Origin of the sequence: Streptomyces sp. NBC_01669 (genome assembly GCF_026339735.1) — a bacterium.
Classification (GTDB): Bacteria; Actinomycetota; Actinomycetes; order Streptomycetales; family Streptomycetaceae; genus Streptomyces; species Streptomyces yanii.
Map to the genome: position 1 here is coordinate 1,823,358 of NZ_JAPEQG010000001.1, position 19,119 is coordinate 1,842,476.

Consider the following 19,119-nt stretch of genomic DNA (forward strand, 5'->3'; position numbering starts at 1 on the left):
CCGTCCGTCACCTTGCATCCCTTGCTTTCGAACAGGCAGTCGCGCCGCCCCGACCCTATCCGGAGCACCGGCCCTCTGCCCATGGGTGTCCGGGCCCTGGACCTGCGGAACGGCGGACGCGCCGGCCCCTATTACGCTGCGCACGTGACCACCACTGACTACGCCACGTACATCGCAGGGCTGCCCAAGGTGCTGGCCGCCGCGGCAACTGTCTTCCGGGACGGTGCAGGACGAGTGCTGCTCGTCGAGCCGAACTACCGGGACGGCTGGGCCCTGCCGGGTGGCACGATCGAGTCCGACGAGGGCGAAACCCCGCGGCAGGCCGCGCGCCGTGAGACGGTCGAGGAGATCGGGCTCGATCTGGAGCCGGGACGGCTGCTCGCGATCGACTGGGCGCGCAGCCCCGAGCGGCCGCCGATCGCCGCCTACCTGTACGACGGCGGGGTCCTGGACGAGGCGCACTTGACGGCGATCCGGCTGCAGGAGGAGGAGCTCCTCTCCTGGAAGCTGGTGGAACGCGGCGCACTCGACCGGTATCTGCCCGCTTCCCTCGGACACCGGGTCCGGGCGGCGCTGGAGGTGCTCGACTCCGGGGCGGGCGCCGTGGAGCTGGAGGACGGCAGGCCCGTCGCCGCCTGATGGGAGCTACGGAACCGGGGAATGCTCGGTTCCGTAGCCGCCAGCAGGTGAGCACTGACGCCGCTTGACACCAAACGACATGGGGTGTCCGACCTCCTGACTCACGGTCAGTCATCCCTAGCAGCAGCATGTGCCTCTGCATCCCGTCACGCGAGTTCCGCGTCGAGACCGACGGTGACCTCGGTCATGGGCGAACCCTGGACGAAACTGCTAAAATTGGGTGATTCCGCCCACATGATGGGGTTGTTGGGGCCTGCCGCAACACGCCTTGCAGCGGTACTGGGCCGCAGAACACAACGGCTGGGATGAGTACATGAGAACCTCCCGAGCGGTTGACGACACTCCGAAGGGCACGCGCCTGAGAGGAGTTCGCCCCAGAACCTCGCGCCCCGCACGCCGCACGGCTTTGCTGGCACCCTGCGTAGCCGTCTTGATCGCGGGGGGCACCCTTCCCCCCGGCTCGACCGCCACGACGCCCGCGGACCCGTCGACCACTCCCGCCGCGACGGCGACCGCCCCTTCCCCCGTTCCGTCAGCCCTGAAGCCGATCGATCCGGCCGCTTTCCAGGCTGCCGTGGGCCGCGCGGCGAAAACGCTCATGGTGCCCGGCGCGGTGGTTCTGCTCCGCACCCCGCAGGGGACCTTCCAGGCGGTCGTCGGCACGACGGAGCTGGGCACGGCCAAACCTCCGGATACGGGCGACCACTTCCGGATCGCCTCCAACACCAAGACCATGACGGCAGCGCTGATCACGCTCCTCGCCCAGGACGGCAAGCTCCGGTTGAGCGATCCGGTGTCCGCCTACGTCGCGGGGGTGCCCAACGGCGGGAACATCACCATCGCCGAGCTGCTGAAGATGCGCAGCGGGCTCTACAACTACACCAGTGCAGCCGAATTCGCGGCAGCTCTGGACGCCGACCCGGGGAAGGCCTGGACCCCGCAGGAAGTCCTGGCCATCGCATTCCGCCACCCGCCGAACTTCGCGCCCGGCGCGTCCTACGAGTACAGCAACACCAACTACGCCCTGCTGGGCCTGGTCGCCGAAAAGGCCGGCGGCCGCCCCCTGGCCCAGCAGTTGCGGGACCGGCTGTTCGTCCCGCTCGGAATGAAGGGGACGTCACTGCCGGACGCCCACGACCGGTCCCTCCCCGAGCCCTACACACACGGCTACATGTACGGCGGATCGGCCTACGCGCTGACCGACAAGCCCTACCCCGCCGAGATGCGCAAGGCGGCACGAACGGGAAAGCTCCAGCCGATCGACTACACCCACCAGAACCCCTCCTACGCCACCGCCGCCGGAGGAGTCATCTCCACCGCGGAGGACCTGTCCACATGGATCCGGTCACTGGTGACGGGCAAGGTCCTGAACGTCGCATCCCAACAGCGGTGGCTCCACAGCCCGCAGGCCGAGGACCCGGCCGCGCCCGACGGCCAGAAGTACGGCTACGGCATCTCCTACCAGCGCTTCGGCCCGAACGCCGCGATGTACTACCACGGCGGTGAACTCCCGGGCTTCAACTCCTTCTTGGGCCACGACCCGGACAACGACGTCACGCTCGTGATCTGGACGAACCTGGCCCTGTCGCCCGACGGCCGGACCACGGCCAACGCCCTGCTGCCCACCGTCCTCAACCAGGTCTACACCGGGCTCGCCCTCCCCACCGCCCACTAGGGCTTTGTTACGTCTCCGGGCAGGCCGTGGGCCCGGTGGTTTCCTGCCGGCATGAAGGCGGAGGAACTTGTCGCGCGTCGTGGGCGGTTGGAGGGATGACGTCGTCGGCCTGGCCGGTGGACACGGTCCGTCCCGGCCCGCCGGGCGGTGACCTTCGTGCGTCCTCGGGTGTGGGTGGTGGACGACACCAGGTTTCCCGGGGACGGATCCTCCTCGCCCGGGGCGGCGAGGAAGTACTTCAACCTGACACCGGCCGATATCACCTCGCGGACGGCGGACGCCGCTGCGTACGCTCGCCGTATGACTCTCGTCGCGATCCTCAGCGGCGCCGGGATCTCCACGGATTCCGGCATCCCCGACTACCGCGGGCCGAACGGGCTCTGGCGGAAGGACCCGGAGGCCGAGAAGCTCGTCACGTACGACTTCTACATGGCCGATCCGGAGGTCCGCCGCCGCTCCTGGCAGATGCGCCGCACCAGCGCGACCTGGCGCGCCGAGCCGAACGCCGCCCACCGTGCCGTGGCGGACCTGGAGCGGTCCGGGGTCCCCGTGCGGGTGATCACTCAGAACGTCGACGGGCTGCACCAGCTGGCCGGCCTCTCCGCCCGCAAGGTCCTCGAACTGCACGGCACCGCACGTCAGGTGGTCTGCACCCGCTGCCACATCCGCTCACCGATGGCGGCGGCGCTGACCCGCGTGGAGGCGGGTGAGGCGGACCCGGCGTGCACGGTCTGCGGCGGCATCCTGAAGTCGGCGACCGTCATGTTCGGTGAGCGGCTCGATCCGGTGGTGCTGGGCGAGGCGGTATCGATCGCAAAGGCGTGCGAGGTGTTCATCGCGGTCGGAACGACGCTGCAGGTGCAGCCCGCCGCGTCGCTGGCCGGGATCGCGGCGGAGCACGGGGCGCGGCTGATCGTGGTGAACGCCGAGCCGACGCCGTACGACGAACTGGCGCAGGAAACGATCCGCGAGCCCATCGGGACCGCGCTGCCGTCGCTGCTCGCGCGGCTGTCCGCCGAGGCGGGCACGGGGACCGACAGCTGAGCTGCCACCGACGGCCCGATCCGGCGCGAGCGCGACCCGGAGGACCGCCGCCGTCTGCGCGTCGCGCTCACCGAAGCTGTGCGCACAGGGTCTCGCCCTGAGACCGCTCGTTCACGTCGCACACGACGCTCGGGGCATGGTGTGCGGGACGCGTGCGCGGCTGGTCGATGGCGCCCTGTTCCGCGCCGCCACCCTGCGGCGCGCCTCGGCCGACCCCGTGGAGCGGGACGAACCGCCGGGCGCGCAGCGTCCGTTCGGCCTGCGCCGCCTCACCCTCGTCACGGTCTTGCGATGGGCCAAACGCCGCCGCGGCAGCGCCGGCTGTTGGCCCTCCGGCTTTGACACGTCGGTCCGGTGTCAGTCAGCGCCGCAGGCTCCGCCGGGTGGGTCGCCTTGGCGGTGATCTGCTCTCCTGAAGCCGCCACCTCAGCCTGGGCATTCATCCTCGCCCCCCGTTCCCCATCGGCCGGGCGTACCGGGGGGTTAGCCCCACCTGGAGCCGGGCGGGTAGCAGGATCGCCCCGGGTGGTCGCGGCCGGAAATGCTGGGCCCGGAACATACCGCTGGTTTCCCAACGATTCCATAGGAGTTGGCTCGTGCGTGAGCAGGCATGGCAGAAGTTTCGTCCTTCCAGGCGGCAGCGGGGCAGTAGGAGCAGAGCCGTGCCGGCCGCAACCGCGGTGGCCGTCGGCGTCATGACGATGGGTGTCCTGGCGCCGCCCGCCGCGTCCGCCACCGCCAGGCCGGACACCGTCCAGCAGGGCCTGAACGCGCTGGTGCACACCGACGGCTTGCCCGCCGCGCTGGCGGGCGTCAAGGACCGTGAGGGGCGCACCCGTACGTACACCGCAGGGGTCGGCGACCTGGCCACCGGCGCGAAGGTGCCCAAGGACGGTCAGGTGCGGATCGGCAGCACCACCAAGACGTTCACCGCGGTGGTCGTGCTGCAACTGGTCGGTGAAGGGAAGATCGGCCTCGACGACACGGTCGACACCTATCTGCCGGGCCTCGTCCGCGGGGAGGGGATCGATGGACGCCACATCACCGTCCGTCAGCTCCTCCAGCACACCAGCGGACTTCCCGACTACGAGAGCCTCATCGGCGACGACATCCTTCAGCACCGGTACTTCGACCCCCACGACCTTCTGGATATCGCTTTCCAGCACAAGGCCGACTTCGCCCCCGGGACGAATTGGGGGTACAGCAACACGAACTACGTGGTGGCCGGCCTGATCATCCAGAAGGTCACCGGCCGGCCCCTCGCCGAGGAGGTGGACCAGCGCGTCGTCAAACGCATCGGGCTGCGCCACACCTACTTCCCCACCCCCGGGGACATGACCATCCGAGAAACCCACCCCCAGGGCTATCACAGGGATTCAGCAGGCGCGCCTCTGCGCGACGTCACGGAGATAGACCCCTCCGCGGGCTGGGCGGCAGGCCAGATGATCTCCACCAACTCCGACCTCAACCGGTTCTTCACCGCGCTCCTGGCCGGCCGCCTCCTCCCGGCGGCCCAGCTCGCCCAGATGCGCACCACCGTACCCATCGGCGACACCGGCGCCGGCTACGGACTGGGGCTCATGAGCAGGCCGCTGTCGTGCGGCGGTGTCTACTGGGGCCACGGCGGCGACATCCTGGGATACGAGACCCGGGGCGGAGTCACCGACGACGGCCGCGCCGCCAACGTCGCAGTGACCAGCATCCCGACCGACGGGGCAGCCACGAAGCATCTCGAGAGTGTCGTGGACACGGCCCTGTGCCGCTGAGCCGCCCCTCCTGAGGCGTGTCCGATGGTTCATGTGGCTGGGCTGGGCATGGCGTCGTTCCGGCCGTTGCCCAGGAGTTCTTCTGCCCATGATCTGGGAGACGCCTGCGGGCGCCGGCCGCGTTCTGATGTGCCCGGCACACCGTCTGCGCACGCCATGCTCCAGTCCAGGCGGACTTCCGCGTCGACATCAGCTTGCACCGCCCGCAGCAACCGCTCCCAGGTGCCGTCTGCCGACCACCGGCGGTGCCGGGAGTGGGCCGTCTGCCACTTCCCGAACCTTCGCGGCAGATCCCTCCGCGGGATGCCGGCCCGCAGGCGAAAGAGAGTCCCGTTGAGCCCCACCACCAACGGAACGACGCGCATGGAGAGTGTTCACGGACCCATCGGACAGCCCCTACGGCTGATCCAGTTCCTGCGCGATGCGGCGCGAGGGCCGGAACGTGTAGAGGTCGAGAATGTCGGGGGCGTCCGCGAGGCCGGGGCCGCCCTCCCCGACCCAGGTGACGATGTCGGCGACGGCGTCCGGGTCGTTGACCAGGCCGAGCCAGACCGGGCGGCCGCCCGCCCTCCTGCCCTCGGCCGACGGCTGCACGACGATCACATTGGCCTGCTCGCACGCGTCCAGACATTCGACGGCGCGTACTGCGGCGATCTCACCGAGTGACCGGCGCAGCGTGGCGAGCTGTTCGGCATGGTCCACGTCCGGGATCTTCGGCGTACCGCAGCAGCAGCCGCGGCAGACGCTCACGGTGGGGCGGGGCGCGCCCCGGGCGGGCGTGGCGGCCTTGCGCGTGCGGCGGCTCATGCGGGAACGCTCCAGGTGATGGCGCGGATGATCACCGTGGGACTCTATCCAGTGCCCCTCCCGGCACGCTTTGCCCCGTCGCACCGCCCAGCACGCCCGCTCGCCGCGTTGACCGACGCCGCCTTGGGATCGCACGCACCGGACGACGCTCCTTATGGGGAAAGCATTGCCGGTAACGACCCTGAGAGGGTCCATAATCGAACACCTGTGCCCCTCTTGCGTCGGCCGAGTGAACCGGTGAGGTAAGGTGGGTGACTGCGAAGGGGAGTAGCCCCGCAAACCGGTCGTCGACACACTGGAGCCCCCGGGTTCCCGGTGGCCGGGCCCGTAGAGCATTACGGGCGGGCGAGACCTTCGGTCAGGTATGACGCGCCCGCACCCTGTGGGCGCTGCAGTCATGCCGGGCCGAGTGGTCCTCCGAAAAGCCCGAGTGGCGCTTCGTGGAAAGGCCCGGGCCCGGCTCTCACAGAAAGCCACCCGGAATGCATCTCGACCCCCTGGCGATCGTCACCGCCTTCGGGCTGATCTTCCTCGCGGAGCTCCCCGACAAGACCATGTTCGCCTCGCTGGCCATGGGCACGCGCATGCGGCCGCTCTACGTCTGGTTCGGCACCTCATCCGCATTCCTCGTGCATGTCGCGATCGCCGTCGGCGCCGGCGGTCTGATCGGGCTGCTGCCCGACTGGATCGTCAAGCTCGTCTCGGCGGCCCTCTTCGCGTTCGGCGCGTTCATGCTGCTGCGCGCCGGGGGTGACGACGGCGACGAGGAGAGCGAAACCAGGACCGTGACCGGCTTCTGGCCGGTCTACTCGACCGCGTTCATGGCGGTGTTCATCAGCGAATGGGGTGACCTCACCCAGATCACCACGGCCAACCTGGCCGCCAGCAACGGCACCTGGTCCACGGCCATCGGATCCGCGGCCGCTCTGATGTCCGTCTCGGCGCTGGCGCTGATCGCCGGGCGCTTCATCGCCAAGCGGGTGCCGCTCAAGACGGTGCAGCGCATCGGTGGGCTGTGCATGCTGGGGCTGGCGATCTGGTCGGTCGTCGAGATCTTCACGGCCTGAGCCGGTTCCGTAACGCAGCCACCACGAAGCCCGACGGCCGCCTCGTGCGTCCGCCGGGCTTCGCCGTGTCCGGTCACGGCACCAGGTGTATTGCCCTGGCGTGTTCGAGATGTGGGCTCGGTGCGGGTTGGTGCTGGTCACGATCCGATCGCTGCTGTGTGTCGGATCGCTCCTCAGCTGCTCCGCCAGGGACGGAGCTTCTCGGGGTTTCGCACCGCCCAGATATGCCTGATCCGGTCGCCCGCGATCTCGAACGCGAACACGGTCGCGATGTTGCCGTCCTGCTGCGCTACCAAGCCGGGCAGGCCGTTGACCGTGCACTCCAGGAATGTCGTGCGGTCGCCCGACACACGGGCGATCTCGGCGTAGGCACGTGCGATCTGCTCACCGCCCACGATCGGGTGCAGGTGGGTGACGGCCAGCCCTCCGCCGTCAGCGGTCGCGGTGGCGTCGGGGTCGAGCAGGCTGATCAGGGCGTCGATGTCCTTGGCCTCCCACGCCGTTCTGAACTGCCTGACGATGCCGGCCTGCCCGGCACTCGGGCCCGCCGGGGCCTGCGCAGTGCGGATGCGACGGCGGGCGGACGAGGCCAGTTGGCGGCACGCCGCCGGAGTGCGGCCGACGATCTCGGCGACCTCGCCGAAGGGGTAGCGGAAGACGTCGTGCAGGACGAACGCGACGCGCTCGGCCGGGGTCATCGAATCGAGGACGACCAGGAAGGCCATCGTCACTGACTCGTCGAGGGTGACCCGATCGGCCGGGTCGATCCCGCCGACGCCGGAGCGCCCGGTGATCCACTCCGTGGGCTCGGGCAGCGGTTCCGGGATCCAGTCACCCACGTACGTCTCCCGCCTGGCCCGCGCCGAGCCGAGCAGGTTCAGGCAGATGCGGCTGGCGACCGTCACCAGCCAGGCGCCGGGCGACTCGATGGCCTGCTGCTCCCGTGCGGACATGGCGTACCAGCGGGCGTAGGTCTCCTGCACGACGTCCTCGGCGTCGGCAAGGGATCCGAGGAGTCGATAGCCGAGGTTGATCAGCCGGCGCCGCTCGCTCGTGATCGCGCTGAGGCCCGGATCGCTCTGATCGTCGCCGGGCTCGGCTCTGGTGGTCATGGTCTGGCCGTCTCCCCCGCTCGCTTCTGTGCCTCTACCCGGTACGACAAGACAGCACACCGGACTGTGAGGCCGAGGCGCCGCCTCACATTCCGAAGGGCTGCGTTGTCGTACCGGTGAGGACGACAACAAGACGGAGAGGTGACTGACGGTGAACGACTTCCAGGCCATCGCGGACCGCGTCGAGATCGAGGCACTGCGCGGCGAGTTCACCGACGCGGCGATGATGCGCGACCGACCCCGCCTGGCGTCGCTGTTCACACCGAACGGTGCCCTGCGCATGCCCAACATCCCCGCCGAGCAGGTCGGCCAAGAGGAGATCCGTGCCGGGGGCGAGCGGCTGCAGAGCCAGTGGGACTTCTTCGTACAGACCACACACCCCGGCACGATCCTGCTCGACGGCGACACCGCGACCGGCCGCGCCTACATCCAAGAACTCGCGCGCGCCCTCGACGGACGCCAGGGTCTGAACTACGCCGTCTACCACGACCGCTACCAGCGCACCGCGGATGGCTGGAAGTTCGCCGAGCGGGTGTACGAGGTCAGGTACCTCGACACCTCCCCGCTGGCGGGCACGGCGCCCCACGCGGCGCAGGGCTCAGGGACCAACCCGGCAGACGCCACGGCCACCCCGGCTCCGGCCGCATCCTTCGCCGACCCGGCATCGGTCGAACGACTGGAGCGGGTAGCCGCCGCGCTGCGTACCAACGGCTTCGCCGCCGAGATCCTCGACGACGCCGCTGCCGCGCGCGCCCGCATCAAGGACCTGGTCCCCGAGGGCGCCAGCGTGCTCACCGGAGCCAGCGAGACCCTCCGACTGTCCGGCATCGACGAGGACATCAACACCGGCGGCCGGTACGACGCCATCAGGCCGCGCGTCCTGGCCATCGACCGTGCCACCGGCGCCGACGAGATCCGAAGGCTGGTCGCCAGCCCCGAATTCGTCGTCAACAGTGTCGCCGCGGTCACCGAGACCGGCTCGCTCGTTCTTGCCTCGGGCAGCGGCAGCCAACTCCCTGCCAACGCGGGCGGCGCCGCCCACGCGCTCTGGATCGTCGGCGCGCAGAAGGTGGTGCCTGACCTGCGCACAGCGCTGCGTCGCGTCGAGGAGCACGCCCTCCCGCTGGAGAACGCCCGCGCCCAGGCGGTGTACGGGATGCCCAGCGCCGTCAACCGCCTGCTCATCCTCAACGCGGAACCCCGCCCAGGGCGCGGCACCGTGCTGCTTCTCCGAGAGGCCATCGGATACTGACCCAAACACGCCCTAGAAGAGCGCCGGCGTGTCGCCCTCCGCGCCGTTCTCGAAGGCCAGCAGCCGCTGCTTGCGGTCGAGTCCGCCGCCGTAGCCGGTGAGGCCGCCCGACGCTCCGATGACCCGGTGGCAGGGGACGATGATCCCGACCGGGTTCTTGCCATTGGCGAGGCCCACAGCTCGTGAGGCACCCGGCTTGCCCAGGTTTTCGGCGAGTTCCCCGTACGAGCGCGTCTCGCCGTACGGGATCGCCTGGAGCTGTTCCCAGACGCTGCGCTGGAACGGGGTGCCGTCCAGGTGCAGGGGCAGGTCGAACTCCCGCAGCTCGCCCGCGAAGTAGGCGTCCAGCTGGCGGATCGTCTCCGTGAAGGGGCGCGGGTCAAGGTCGCCGAAGGTTTCCTCCGGCGGGCGGTGCCGCTGCCCGGTCATGTAGAGGCCCGAGAGGACTCCGTCGGTGGCGACGAGGGTCAATGGCCCGTACGGGCTGTCGACGACCGTGTGCTGCCGGGTCGGGGTGCGTGTCGCATTCATGAGTGAACTACCTTATGCGGGAAGGTGGTTGATGGGGTGGTCGTCGACGGTCCACAGGTACTGGACCGCGTACGCCCGCCAGGGACGCCAGGCCGCCGCGCGTGCGGTGAGCGCCGCGGGGGTCGACGGGAGGCCGAGTTGCTCCGCCGCCCGCCGGATGCCGAGGTCGGTGGGGAGGAAGGCGTCCGGGTCGCCGAGCGCCCGCATCGCGATGACCTCGACGGTCCAGGGGCCGAAGCCGGGCAGTGTGATCAGTTCGGCCCTGGTCCTCTCCCAGTCGGTGTCGGTGCCGAGTTGCAGCGAGCCGTCGGTGAGCGCGCCGACGAGGGTCGTGAGGGTGGTGCGACGGCTGCGCGGCAGCGCGAGCTGCTCGGGGTCGAGCCCGGCGAGCGCTTCCGGGGTCGGGAAGAGGTGGGTGAGACCGCCCTCGGGGTCGTCGACGGGGACGCCGTGGGCGGTGACCAGGCGGGCCGCGTGGGTGCGGGCGGCGGCGGTCGAGACCTGCTGGCCGAGCACCGCCCGTACGGCGAACTCCGCCCCGTCGACGGTACGCGGCACCCGCCGCCCCGGCGCCTTGTCGACCAGCGGGGCGAGCAGCGGATCGGCCCGCAGCTGGTCGTCGACGGCCACCGGGTCGGCGTCCAGGTCGAGCAGCCAGCGGCAGCGGCTGATGGCGAGGGTGAGATCGCGAGGGTCGGTGAGCGAGAGCCGGCACGCGATGTGGTCGGGGCGCGGGGTGAGGGCGACGATGCCGTGCCCGTACGGGAGGGTGAGCGTCCGGCGGTAGGCGCCGTCGCGCCACTCCTCGACGCCGGGGACCGCGGTCGCGGCGAGATGACCGAAGAGGTTGGAGGGATTGAGCGGGGCCCGGTAGGGCAGCCGAAGCGTTATCACTCCCGGCGTCGCCGGCGGTTTCGCGGACCGCGCGGCCCGGGTGCGCAGCTCGCTCGGCGCGAGCGCGAAGACCTCACGGACGGTGTCGTTGAAGGTACGGATGGACGAGAACCCGGCCGCGAACGCCACGTCGGCCATGGGGAGTTCGGTCGTCTCGATGAGCAGCCGGGCGGTCTGGGCGCGCTGGGCGCGGGCCAGGGCGAGCGGACCGGCACCCAGCTCGGCGAGCAGCTGCCGCTCGATCTGCCGGGCGGAGTAGCCGAGCCGCGCGGCCAGCCCCGGCACACCCTCGCGGTCGACGACCCCGTCCCCGATGAGCCGCATCGCACGGGCGACGGAGTCGGCGCGGGCGTTCCACTCCGGGGAGCCGGGGCTGGTGTCCGGCCGGCACCGCTTGCACGCCCGGAAACCGGCCTGCTGGCAGGCGGCGGCACTGGGGTAGAAGGTCATGTTCTCGACCTTGGGCGGCACGACGGGGCAGCTCGGACGGCAGTAGATCCGGGTGGTCAGGACCGCCGTGAAGAACCAGCCGTCGAAGCGGGCGTCCTTGGACTGGACGGCCCGTACGCAGCGCTCGGTGTCGGTGTACATGGCTCAAGCATGAGCCACCCGGCGCACGCCCGGCTGGCGGAAATCCGACATCAGCCTTGCGCTGCCAGGGCCTCTTCGAACTCCGCGTACGCATGTGCGTCGAACAGCACGAAACGCACCTCCTCCACCGGAGCCCCAGCCTCGGCCAGGACCGTTCGAACGGCGATCCGCGCGCCGTCGTCCAGGGGCCAGCCGTAGATACCGGTCGAGATGGCGGGGAAGGCGACGGTCCGCGCACCCAGCTCGGCGGCCACCCGCAGTGATTCCCGGTAGCAGGAGGCCAGCAGCGCGGAGCGGTCCTCGGTGCTGCTCCACACCGGCCCGACCGTATGGATCACCCACTGGGCGTCGAGCTTCCCGGCTGTGGTCGCTACCGCCTGACCGGTCCGCAGCCCTTTTCCGTACTGCGAGGCGCGCAGTTCGCGGCAGGCGGCGAGGATCTCCGGGCCGCCGCGCCGATGGATCGCGCCGTCGACTCCGCCGCCGCCGAGCAGTGAGGAGTTCGCGGCATTGACGATGGCGTCGACGGACTGCTGGGTGATGTCACCGCGGACCAGGGTGACGGTGACGGCCGAGGGTGTGCGCATGTCGGCCATCATGCCGCGACCGGGCGGCCCGGTGGTCTCAAACCGCCCGGAGCCGTCGCGAGACGTGAACGCGCCGCACGCGATGTCGCCGAACGGGGAGCGGATGAGGGCGCCCGGTGAAGCGTCTCCCCGCGGCAACTGCCGGCCGGACCGCGCATATCCGCGTGGCGGATATTTGCCGTGGCCAGTCTCCGCCACGACATGACGGCATCTGTTGGATCTTCGGCGGATAGTCTCTCGGCCGCACACCACTCTTCCGCGCGGGGCAACCGGGACTGCCGACTGCACGCTGGAGAGAGTTGCTTGTCCGTGCAATGCCTATGGGTTGTGGGGTGGGATGCTCGAAGCGATCGGGATCGGAGCTGCCGAGGAGAGTCTGTACGTGGCACTCCTCACCGGGCCCGCCGTCGGTGCGGCCGAGCTGGCGGACCGCACCGGATTGCCCTTGCCGGAGGTGACCGCGGGTCTTGCCGCACTGGAGTCCAGAGGCCTGATGACACTCCACCCCGGCCGACGCCGCGCCCTGCGCGCCGCGCCGCCGGACATCACGCTGAACCTGCTGGTCCTTCAGCACATCGACCACCTGCGCAAAGTACAGCTCGCCGTCGCCCAGCTCGCCCGCGGCCACCAGGGCGACGACCTCTCTGGCGGCGCCACCGAGACGATCGAGGTCATCGAGGGCACAGCCGCCATCGCCGAGCGGTTCGCCCAGATCCAGCGAACAGCGTGCGAAACGATCCGCGCCTTGACCTCCGGTCCCGCCGTTGCCGTCCCGGCCGCCGCGAATCGCGGTCAACGCGACGCCATGCGCGCTGGTGTGCGGTACCAGGTCATCTACGAACGAGCCTCCCTGGACCTGGATAGCCGGGAGGCACCGCTGCTGCTCGACGAATGGGCCGCACTGGGCGAGGAGATGCGGGTGGCGGTCGATGTGCCGCTCAAGATAGTCATCGCCGACGACCGGCTGGCTCTCGTCGTACCGCGAGAACACCCGCGCGGCGAACCGATTGCCCTGGTCACGCGCATCCCTGCCCTGCTCGAGGCCCTCGGCTGGATCTTCCGCAGGATCTGGGAGTCCGCCGTACCGGTGCGTGCCGTGCCGACGACAGCATCCGACGGCCCTCTGTCGGCCGACGACCGGCGCCTGCTCTCGCTGCTGCTTGCCGGATACACCGATCAGACGATCGCCTCTCAGCTGGGCGTGAGCAAACGCACCGTCCACCGACGGGTTCAGCGGCTGCTTGCCCTCGCGGGAGTGCAGACCCGGCTTCAACTCGGCTGGCAAGCAGCTCGCCGCGACTGGCTCTGACGCCGCCGACCAAGCCAAAAGCCTCCCCCGACCATGCGAGGGGCGACCAGCCCGTCGTACGGCTGTCAAATTAGTGACAAGTCATCAAACCGCCAGTTCTCCACACTGATCAGCGCTCTTCACCGATGACATGGTGTCGATGTTCGAATGCCCCCGAGCAGAAGGACGCTGATGTTCCGTCATCATGTCGACAACACCTCGCGCAGATCCCGGCTGATCACCGCGGCGACAGCCGCCGCCCTGTTCACCAGCGGCTGCCTGTCCCTGACGTCCATACCGGCCAAGGCCGATACTGCCCCCGCCCGCCCCGGCGCCGCGCCACTGTTCTCCACCGGAGCCGCCTCCGGTCCGGGCTCCTCCACCGTCACTCTCGTGACCGGCGACCGAGTCGCCTTCATCGGACGCGGGACGAAGGTCCAGGTGACCGGCGTCACCCCGGCACCGGACCGGGAGCGCATCGGATTCACCCGCTACCACATGAACGGGCACGAGTATGTGATGCCCACCGACGCCGAGGAACTGGTGAACCGCGGCACGGTGGACGAGGCCCTGTTCGATGTCACCGGACTGGTGGCGCTCGGCGGTGACGACAAGCACAGCAGCACCGTCCCGGTCCTCGCCGCCGGGCCCGGCGGCGGCCGCGACGGCATGGGCGGCACCGCCTTGCGTTCCGCGCCCGCCGGCACCAAGGTCACCCGCTCGCTCCCGCGGCTCGGAATCACCGCGCTGAGCGTCGACAAGGACAGGGCCGCGACCGCCTGGAACCGGCTCACGGGCAGCGGCACCGGGAAGGCCCGTACCGCACGCGCCGCCGCCCGGCGGCTGTGGCTCAACGGCAAGGTGAAGACGACCCTCGACGTCAGCGTCCCGCAGATCGGCGCACCCGAGGCGTGGAAGTCCGGCCTCACCGGAAAGGGCGTCAAGGTCGCGGTGCTCGACACCGGCTACGACACCGGGCACCCCGACCTGGCCGGCCGGGTCACCGGCTCGAAGAACTTCACCTCCGCGACGAGCATCCAGGACCGCAACGGCCACGGCACTCACGTGTCCTCGACCATCGCCGGCTCCGGCGCGGCCTCCGGCGGGCGGTTGAAGGGCGTCGCCCCGGACGTCTCCTTGATCGAGGGCAAGGTCCTGGACGACAACGGCAGCGGCTACACCGACTGGATCCTGGCCGGCATGGACTGGGCCGTGGCCCAGGGCGCCGACGTCGTCAGCATGAGCCTCGGCAGCAACGCGAAGACCGACGGCACCGATGTTCTGTCGGCCGCCGTGAACAGGCTCTCGGCGGAATCCGACAGCCTGTTCGTGGTCGCCGCCGGTAACTCCGGCGCCGCCTACACGGTCGGCGCCCCCGGCGCCGCCGACTCGGCCCTGACCGTCGGCTCGGTCACCAAGCAGGACGCCGTGTCCTCGTTCTCCTCTCGCGGTCCCCGCTTCGGCGACGACGCGATCAAACCCGAGATAGCCGCCCCCGGCACCGGCATCGTCGCCGCCCGGGCTGCCGGCACGCTCGCCGCGGAGTCCGTGAACAGCTCGTACGCCAAGCTGTCCGGCACCTCGATGGCTACACCGCACGTCGCGGGTGCCGCTGCCATCGTCAAGCAGGCACACCCCGAGTGGACCGGTGAACAGCTCAAGGCGGCTCTCGTAGCAGCGTCCGACGGGGTCGAGCAGGCGGGCGTCTTCGACGTCGGCGCCGGCCGCGTCGACATCCCTGCCACGCTGAACGGCCGAGTCTCGGCGGAGCCCGCCGTGCTGCAGACCGTCAAGGCCGCCCAGCCGGTCGCGAGCAGCAGTCCGACGGTGCGCCGGGTCACTTATACCAACCGCTCGGACCACGCCATTCAGCTGAACGTCCGGGAAGAGGCCACGGGCCCCGACGGCAGCACCGCACCTGCCGCGCTCGCTGTCCTCGACAAGAACCACCTGGACATCCCGGCACACGGCAGCGGCACCGTGAACCTGACCCTGGCCCCGGCCGCCGCGGTGAAGAGCGGCGCCTACAGCGGCATCGTCTCCGCCTCCGGCAGTGGGCAGAGCATACGAACCCCGTTCGCGCTCACGGTCGCGCACACCACCCATAACCTCACCCTGACAGGCGCCGACAACCGCCCGGGCGTGGACAAGAGCACGACCAGCGCACTGGTCCAGAACACGTCGACCGGTGATTCCGTACGAATCTCCCTCGCCCCCGGGAAGACGAAGCAGCTCGCCCTGCCGGCGGGTGACTACCGCGTCTTCGGCCTCGTCTGGGAGCAGCGTCTCAGCGGCACCACCGAGGTCGCCACCGCGGCCGTGCACTACGCCTACCAGGTGTCCTTGGACAGCGACCGCACGGTGGCCGTCGACATCGCGGACGCGAAGCCGGTGGCACTCGGCGTCGACCGCGACGACGCCGTCTCCACCACCTATGCCGGCACCGGACTGGTCTCCACGGTCGGCGGTTCATCGGGCAGCGCCACCACCGGCCTGATCGCCCCGCTGAACGCCAATGCCCACTCGGTCTACGCGGTCGCCAGCACCGGTCCCGAGATGCCCGGCTTCAGCTTCTTCGGCGCCGGCAGCTTCCAGCAGCCCTGGGTCACCGCCCGGGACACCTCCACCAGCAAACCGATCGATGTACAGATCAACCCCTACTACTTCGCCGGCTGGTTCGGCGACGTCTCCGGCGCCGTGGTCGACGTCGCCAACGGGGCCGACATCAGCGGCCAGGACCTGAAGGGCAAGGTCGTACTCTTCGAGCCCGGCTTCATCGACCCCACCGCCGTGCGCACCGCCCGCTACAACGCCATCAAGGCCGCCGGCGCCGCGGTGATCGTCGTCAGCGGGTACATCAGCGGCTCCCAGCCCACCGACCCGATCCTGTCCATCGACGTGGCCAACACCAAGCGGCTGCGCGCGCTGCTCGCAGCCGGGCCGCTGGCGCTACGGTTGACGGGCACCACGGGCAGCGCGTACCACTACCTGACCTTCCACCAGGTCGACGGCCGGGTCCCGGCCGGTGCCCGGTGGACGGACCGGACCAGCGACCTCGCCAAGGTCCGCACCACTGCCTGGGCGCCGGGGTACCCGAACGACATCAAGGGACTGTACGGCTGGATCGAGCACAACGGCCTGGTCTGGCTGCAGCAGCACACCGCGACGCGCTCGCCGATCGCCACCGATCTCTATCTGACCCCGGACGTGCCATGGTCCACGGCGACGTTCCACATCCTGGACGCCGAGGGCGCCACGGTGGGCGCGCAGTACACCGAGCCCACCGAGTACCAGGTCGGAAAGAGCTACTCCAACGAGTGGTTGAAGGCACCGTTCAACCCCTCACTGTCGGTGCGCGACTCGAAGGGCGAGCCGCAGGTGGCACGTACCGGTGACGACCTGTCGATCGAACTGCCGATGTTCTCCGACGCCGCCGGCCACCGCTCCGACAACATGTCGGGCATGGACAGCGGCAGCACAGTGCTGACCCGGGACGACGGCACCCCTGTCGCGGACAACAACGTGCCCGGCAAGGGCGAGTTCAGGCTCTCACCGGACGACAAATGGTACCGCTTGAAGATTGCCGCGCACCGGGACGGCGGCCCGGAGCTGGGAAGTCACTGGCCGATGTCCGACTCGGTGACCGACGAGTGGCGCTTCCGCTCCGGGCACACGGACACCGACCGGCCGAAGGCCGCCTCGCTGCTGGACCTCCGCTACGATCTGCCGCTCGACGGACTGGAGGAAATCGAGATCGGTAAGCCGGCCACATTCCATGTGTCCGTCGCCAGGCAGACCGGTTCGACCGGCGCACCGGTGACGAAGGTCGGCATGGACTACTCGGTGGATGGCGGTACGACCTGGACCGCGGCATCGGTCCGGGCCGACGGCGACCGCTGGGCGGTGGAGATCCCGGCCCTCGCCCAGGGCCGCGTCGCGCTCCGTACCCATGCGGTGGCCGCCGACGGCAGCGAGGTGACGGAGACCGTCCGCAAGGCGTTCGAGGTCGGCTGCGTCGAGTACTGGTGCGGACACGTCGGCTGACGATCCCGCTCCTGACCGCGGCCCGCCGCCCGAACCCGGGCGGCGGGCCGCCCAGCTCTCCCGCCCTCCGTCCCGGGCCCGCTCTTGCGGTGGGGCACGGCCCCGGCCCCGGCTCCGGGGAGACCGTCATGGCCATTGCCTCGGCCGGTGCTCCGCCGGTTCACCGAAGCCGACGGGGACGGGGTGGGCCCCAACCCCCAGCCTCCGCCGGCACTCGGGGCGCTGCACGGAGGCCCAACGACGACCAAGGGGCGCGAAGCCTCACGCACACCGGTTTCGGGTGCCCGCAGCCCAGAACCCGTACCCGTCGGCACGTTGATTGCCCGGGGCTGCCCCGTCCCGCCGTCTCACTCGGCGCGCAGCCTCCGCCAGACCGCCTTCGCCGCGTGGTGACCGGACATGCCGTGCACCCCGGGCCCGGGAGGCGTGGCCGACGAGCACAGGAACACCGCCGGGTGCGCCGTCGCGTACGGCACGCGGGCGAGCTTGGGCCGGATCACCGTCTGCAGACCGGCGAACGCGCCGCACGCGATGTCACCGCCGACGTAATTGGCGTTGCGCGCGGCGAGTTGCGGCGGGCCCGCGACGGCGCGGGCGAGCACCAGATCTCGGAAGCCGGGGGCGAACCGCTCCAGCTGCCTCTCGATGACCTCCGTGGCATCGCCCTCCCAGCCCGCCGGGACATGTCCGTACACCCAGAAGACATGGCGGCCCTCGGGTGCGCGGGACGGGTCGACCAGGCTGGGCTGTGCGGTGATCAGAAACGGCACGCTCGGGTCGCGGCCCGCCACGGCTGCCCGCATCGCGCTGTCGATCTCGCCCGCCGTGGGCCCGATATGGACCGTACCGGCCCGCTGGGCCTCCTTCGCGGTCCAGGGGACGGGGCCCGACAGCGCATAGTCGATCTTGAAGCAGGATGCGCCGTACCGGTAGCCGCGGTAGGCCTGGCCCAGCCCGGCGATCCGCGCGAGGGCGGTCGGCGAGGTGTCGAAGACATAGGCACGGGCGGGCGGGAGCTCGTCGAGGCGTTTGACCTCCATACCGGTACGGATCGTGCCGCCCAGTTCACGCACGTACGAGGCGAGGGCGTCGGAGATGGCCTGTGAGCCGCCGCGCGGCACCGGCCAGCCGTTCTCGTGGGCCGCGACGGCGAAGAGCAGCGCGATACCGCCGGTCGCAAGGCCGCTGGTGGGGGCTATGGCGTGGGCGGCGAGTCCGGCGAACAGGCCGCGCGCCTTCGCGCCCCGGAACCTGCGGGCGAGAAGCGTGGCGGGCTGGATCGCGTCCAGCCCGAACCGGACCCAGCGGTACGGGTCGCGCGGCAGGCCGATCCACGGGGTACGCAGGAAGTCCTCCGCGAGCGTGTCCCAGTGGCCGAGGTACGGGGCGAGCAGCCTGCGGTATGCCCCCGCGTCCTGCGGTCCGAGCGACATGGCGCTCTCCCCCACGGAACCGGTGAGCACGGCGGCCGAGCCGTCCGGGAAGGGGTGAGCGAGCGACAGCTCGGGCTGGAGCCACTCCAGGCCGTGCCGGGCGAGCGGCATCCCGGCGAACGCGGGCGAGCCGATGCCGAGCGGGTGAACGGCGGAACACGGGTCGTGACGGAAGCCGGGGAGTGTGAGCTCCTCGGTACGGGCACCGCCCCCGACCGCCTCCTGCGCCTCGAACACCTCAACGGAGAAGCCCCGGCGGGCCAGTTCGGCTGCGGCGGTCAGTCCGTTGGGGCCCGCCCCCACGACGACGGCATCGAGCATCGATGGCACCTTCGGACTCCTTCGTCAGCCGATGGCAAGAAACTCCAGGATATTCCGCTGCGCCGACA

At 70.5% G+C, this 19,119-nt stretch carries 14 protein-coding genes and 1 pseudogene; 8 read left to right on the forward strand and 7 right to left on the reverse strand.

What is annotated here, in order from left to right; all coding sequences use genetic code 11:
- Positions 1 to 144 precede the first annotated feature (144 nt).
- From OG972_RS08110 to OG972_RS08125, 4 genes are all read left to right on the forward strand, one after another.
- The gene (locus OG972_RS08110) at positions 145 to 639 is read left to right on the forward strand and encodes an NUDIX hydrolase (protein WP_266979605.1); all 495 of its coding nucleotides are present in this window, start codon (positions 145 to 147) and stop codon (positions 637 to 639) included.
- A 430-nt stretch (positions 640 to 1,069) separates the two neighbouring features.
- Positions 1,070 to 2,314 (forward strand): serine hydrolase, encoded by a 1,245-nt coding sequence (locus OG972_RS08115; protein ID WP_266979607.1) that lies wholly within the window; start codon positions 1,070 to 1,072, stop codon positions 2,312 to 2,314.
- A gap of 300 nt (positions 2,315 to 2,614) precedes the next feature.
- The gene (locus tag OG972_RS08120; protein ID WP_266979609.1) at positions 2,615 to 3,358 is read left to right on the forward strand and encodes a Sir2 family NAD-dependent protein deacetylase; all 744 of its coding nucleotides are present in this window, start codon (positions 2,615 to 2,617) and stop codon (positions 3,356 to 3,358) included.
- Positions 3,359 to 4,020: 662 nt separating this feature from the next.
- On the forward strand, positions 4,021 to 5,124 hold the full coding sequence (locus OG972_RS08125; RefSeq protein WP_266979611.1) for a serine hydrolase: 1,104 nt from the start codon (positions 4,021 to 4,023) through the stop codon (positions 5,122 to 5,124).
- 103 nt (positions 5,125 to 5,227) lie between these two features.
- Here OG972_RS08125 and OG972_RS08130 read toward each other — a convergent pair.
- Positions 5,228 to 5,462: pseudogene (locus tag OG972_RS08130) on the reverse strand (transposase); the annotation flags it as partial.
- A 58-nt stretch (positions 5,463 to 5,520) separates the two neighbouring features.
- Positions 5,521 to 5,931, reverse strand: coding sequence for a (2Fe-2S) ferredoxin domain-containing protein (locus OG972_RS08135; protein WP_266979613.1), 411 nt, complete (start codon positions 5,929 to 5,931; stop codon positions 5,521 to 5,523).
- A 482-nt stretch (positions 5,932 to 6,413) separates the two neighbouring features.
- Here OG972_RS08135 and OG972_RS08140 point away from each other — a divergent pair, with 482 nt between their 5' ends.
- Positions 6,414 to 6,998, forward strand: coding sequence for a TMEM165/GDT1 family protein (locus OG972_RS08140; RefSeq protein WP_266979615.1), 585 nt, complete (start codon positions 6,414 to 6,416; stop codon positions 6,996 to 6,998).
- Positions 6,999 to 7,171: 173 nt separating this feature from the next.
- Here OG972_RS08140 and sigJ read toward each other — a convergent pair whose 3' ends face one another.
- Positions 7,172 to 8,110, reverse strand: coding sequence for an RNA polymerase sigma factor SigJ (gene sigJ / locus OG972_RS08145; protein ID WP_266979617.1), 939 nt, complete (start codon positions 8,108 to 8,110; stop codon positions 7,172 to 7,174).
- Positions 8,111 to 8,261: 151 nt separating this feature from the next.
- Between sigJ and OG972_RS08150 the strand changes: the two genes are divergently transcribed.
- Positions 8,262 to 9,362: an LUD domain-containing protein gene (locus OG972_RS08150; protein WP_266979618.1), complete on the forward strand. Its 1,101-nt coding sequence runs from the start codon at positions 8,262 to 8,264 to the stop codon at positions 9,360 to 9,362.
- A 12-nt stretch (positions 9,363 to 9,374) separates the two neighbouring features.
- Here OG972_RS08150 and OG972_RS08155 read toward each other — a convergent pair whose 3' ends face one another.
- The 3 genes from OG972_RS08155 to OG972_RS08165 are packed head-to-tail and all read right to left on the reverse strand — an operon-like array spanning position 9,375 to position 11,965.
- On the reverse strand, positions 9,375 to 9,893 hold the full coding sequence (locus OG972_RS08155) for a methylated-DNA--[protein]-cysteine S-methyltransferase (protein WP_266979620.1): 519 nt from the start codon (positions 9,891 to 9,893) through the stop codon (positions 9,375 to 9,377).
- Positions 9,894 to 9,905: 12 nt separating this feature from the next.
- The gene (locus tag OG972_RS08160; protein WP_266979622.1) at positions 9,906 to 11,378 is read right to left on the reverse strand and encodes an AlkA N-terminal domain-containing protein; all 1,473 of its coding nucleotides are present in this window, start codon (positions 11,376 to 11,378) and stop codon (positions 9,906 to 9,908) included.
- 50 nt (positions 11,379 to 11,428) lie between these two features.
- Positions 11,429 to 11,965, reverse strand: coding sequence for an O-acetyl-ADP-ribose deacetylase (locus tag OG972_RS08165; protein ID WP_266979624.1), 537 nt, complete (start codon positions 11,963 to 11,965; stop codon positions 11,429 to 11,431).
- Between the two features lie 337 nt (positions 11,966 to 12,302).
- Between OG972_RS08165 and OG972_RS08170 the strand changes: the two genes are divergently transcribed.
- Both OG972_RS08170 and OG972_RS08175 read left to right on the forward strand, forming a co-directional pair.
- Positions 12,303 to 13,274: a helix-turn-helix domain-containing protein gene (locus OG972_RS08170; RefSeq protein WP_266979626.1), complete on the forward strand. Its 972-nt coding sequence runs from the start codon at positions 12,303 to 12,305 to the stop codon at positions 13,272 to 13,274.
- A gap of 171 nt (positions 13,275 to 13,445) precedes the next feature.
- Complete coding sequence (locus OG972_RS08175; RefSeq protein ID WP_266979627.1) at positions 13,446 to 17,297, forward strand: S8 family serine peptidase; 3,852 nt, start codon at positions 13,446 to 13,448, stop codon at positions 17,295 to 17,297.
- Between the two features lie 347 nt (positions 17,298 to 17,644).
- On the opposite strand, the gene OG972_RS08180 is transcribed toward OG972_RS08175, so the two are convergent.
- Complete coding sequence (locus OG972_RS08180) at positions 17,645 to 19,060, reverse strand: NAD(P)/FAD-dependent oxidoreductase (RefSeq protein ID WP_266979628.1); 1,416 nt, start codon at positions 19,058 to 19,060, stop codon at positions 17,645 to 17,647.
- Positions 19,061 to 19,119 lie beyond the last annotated feature (59 nt).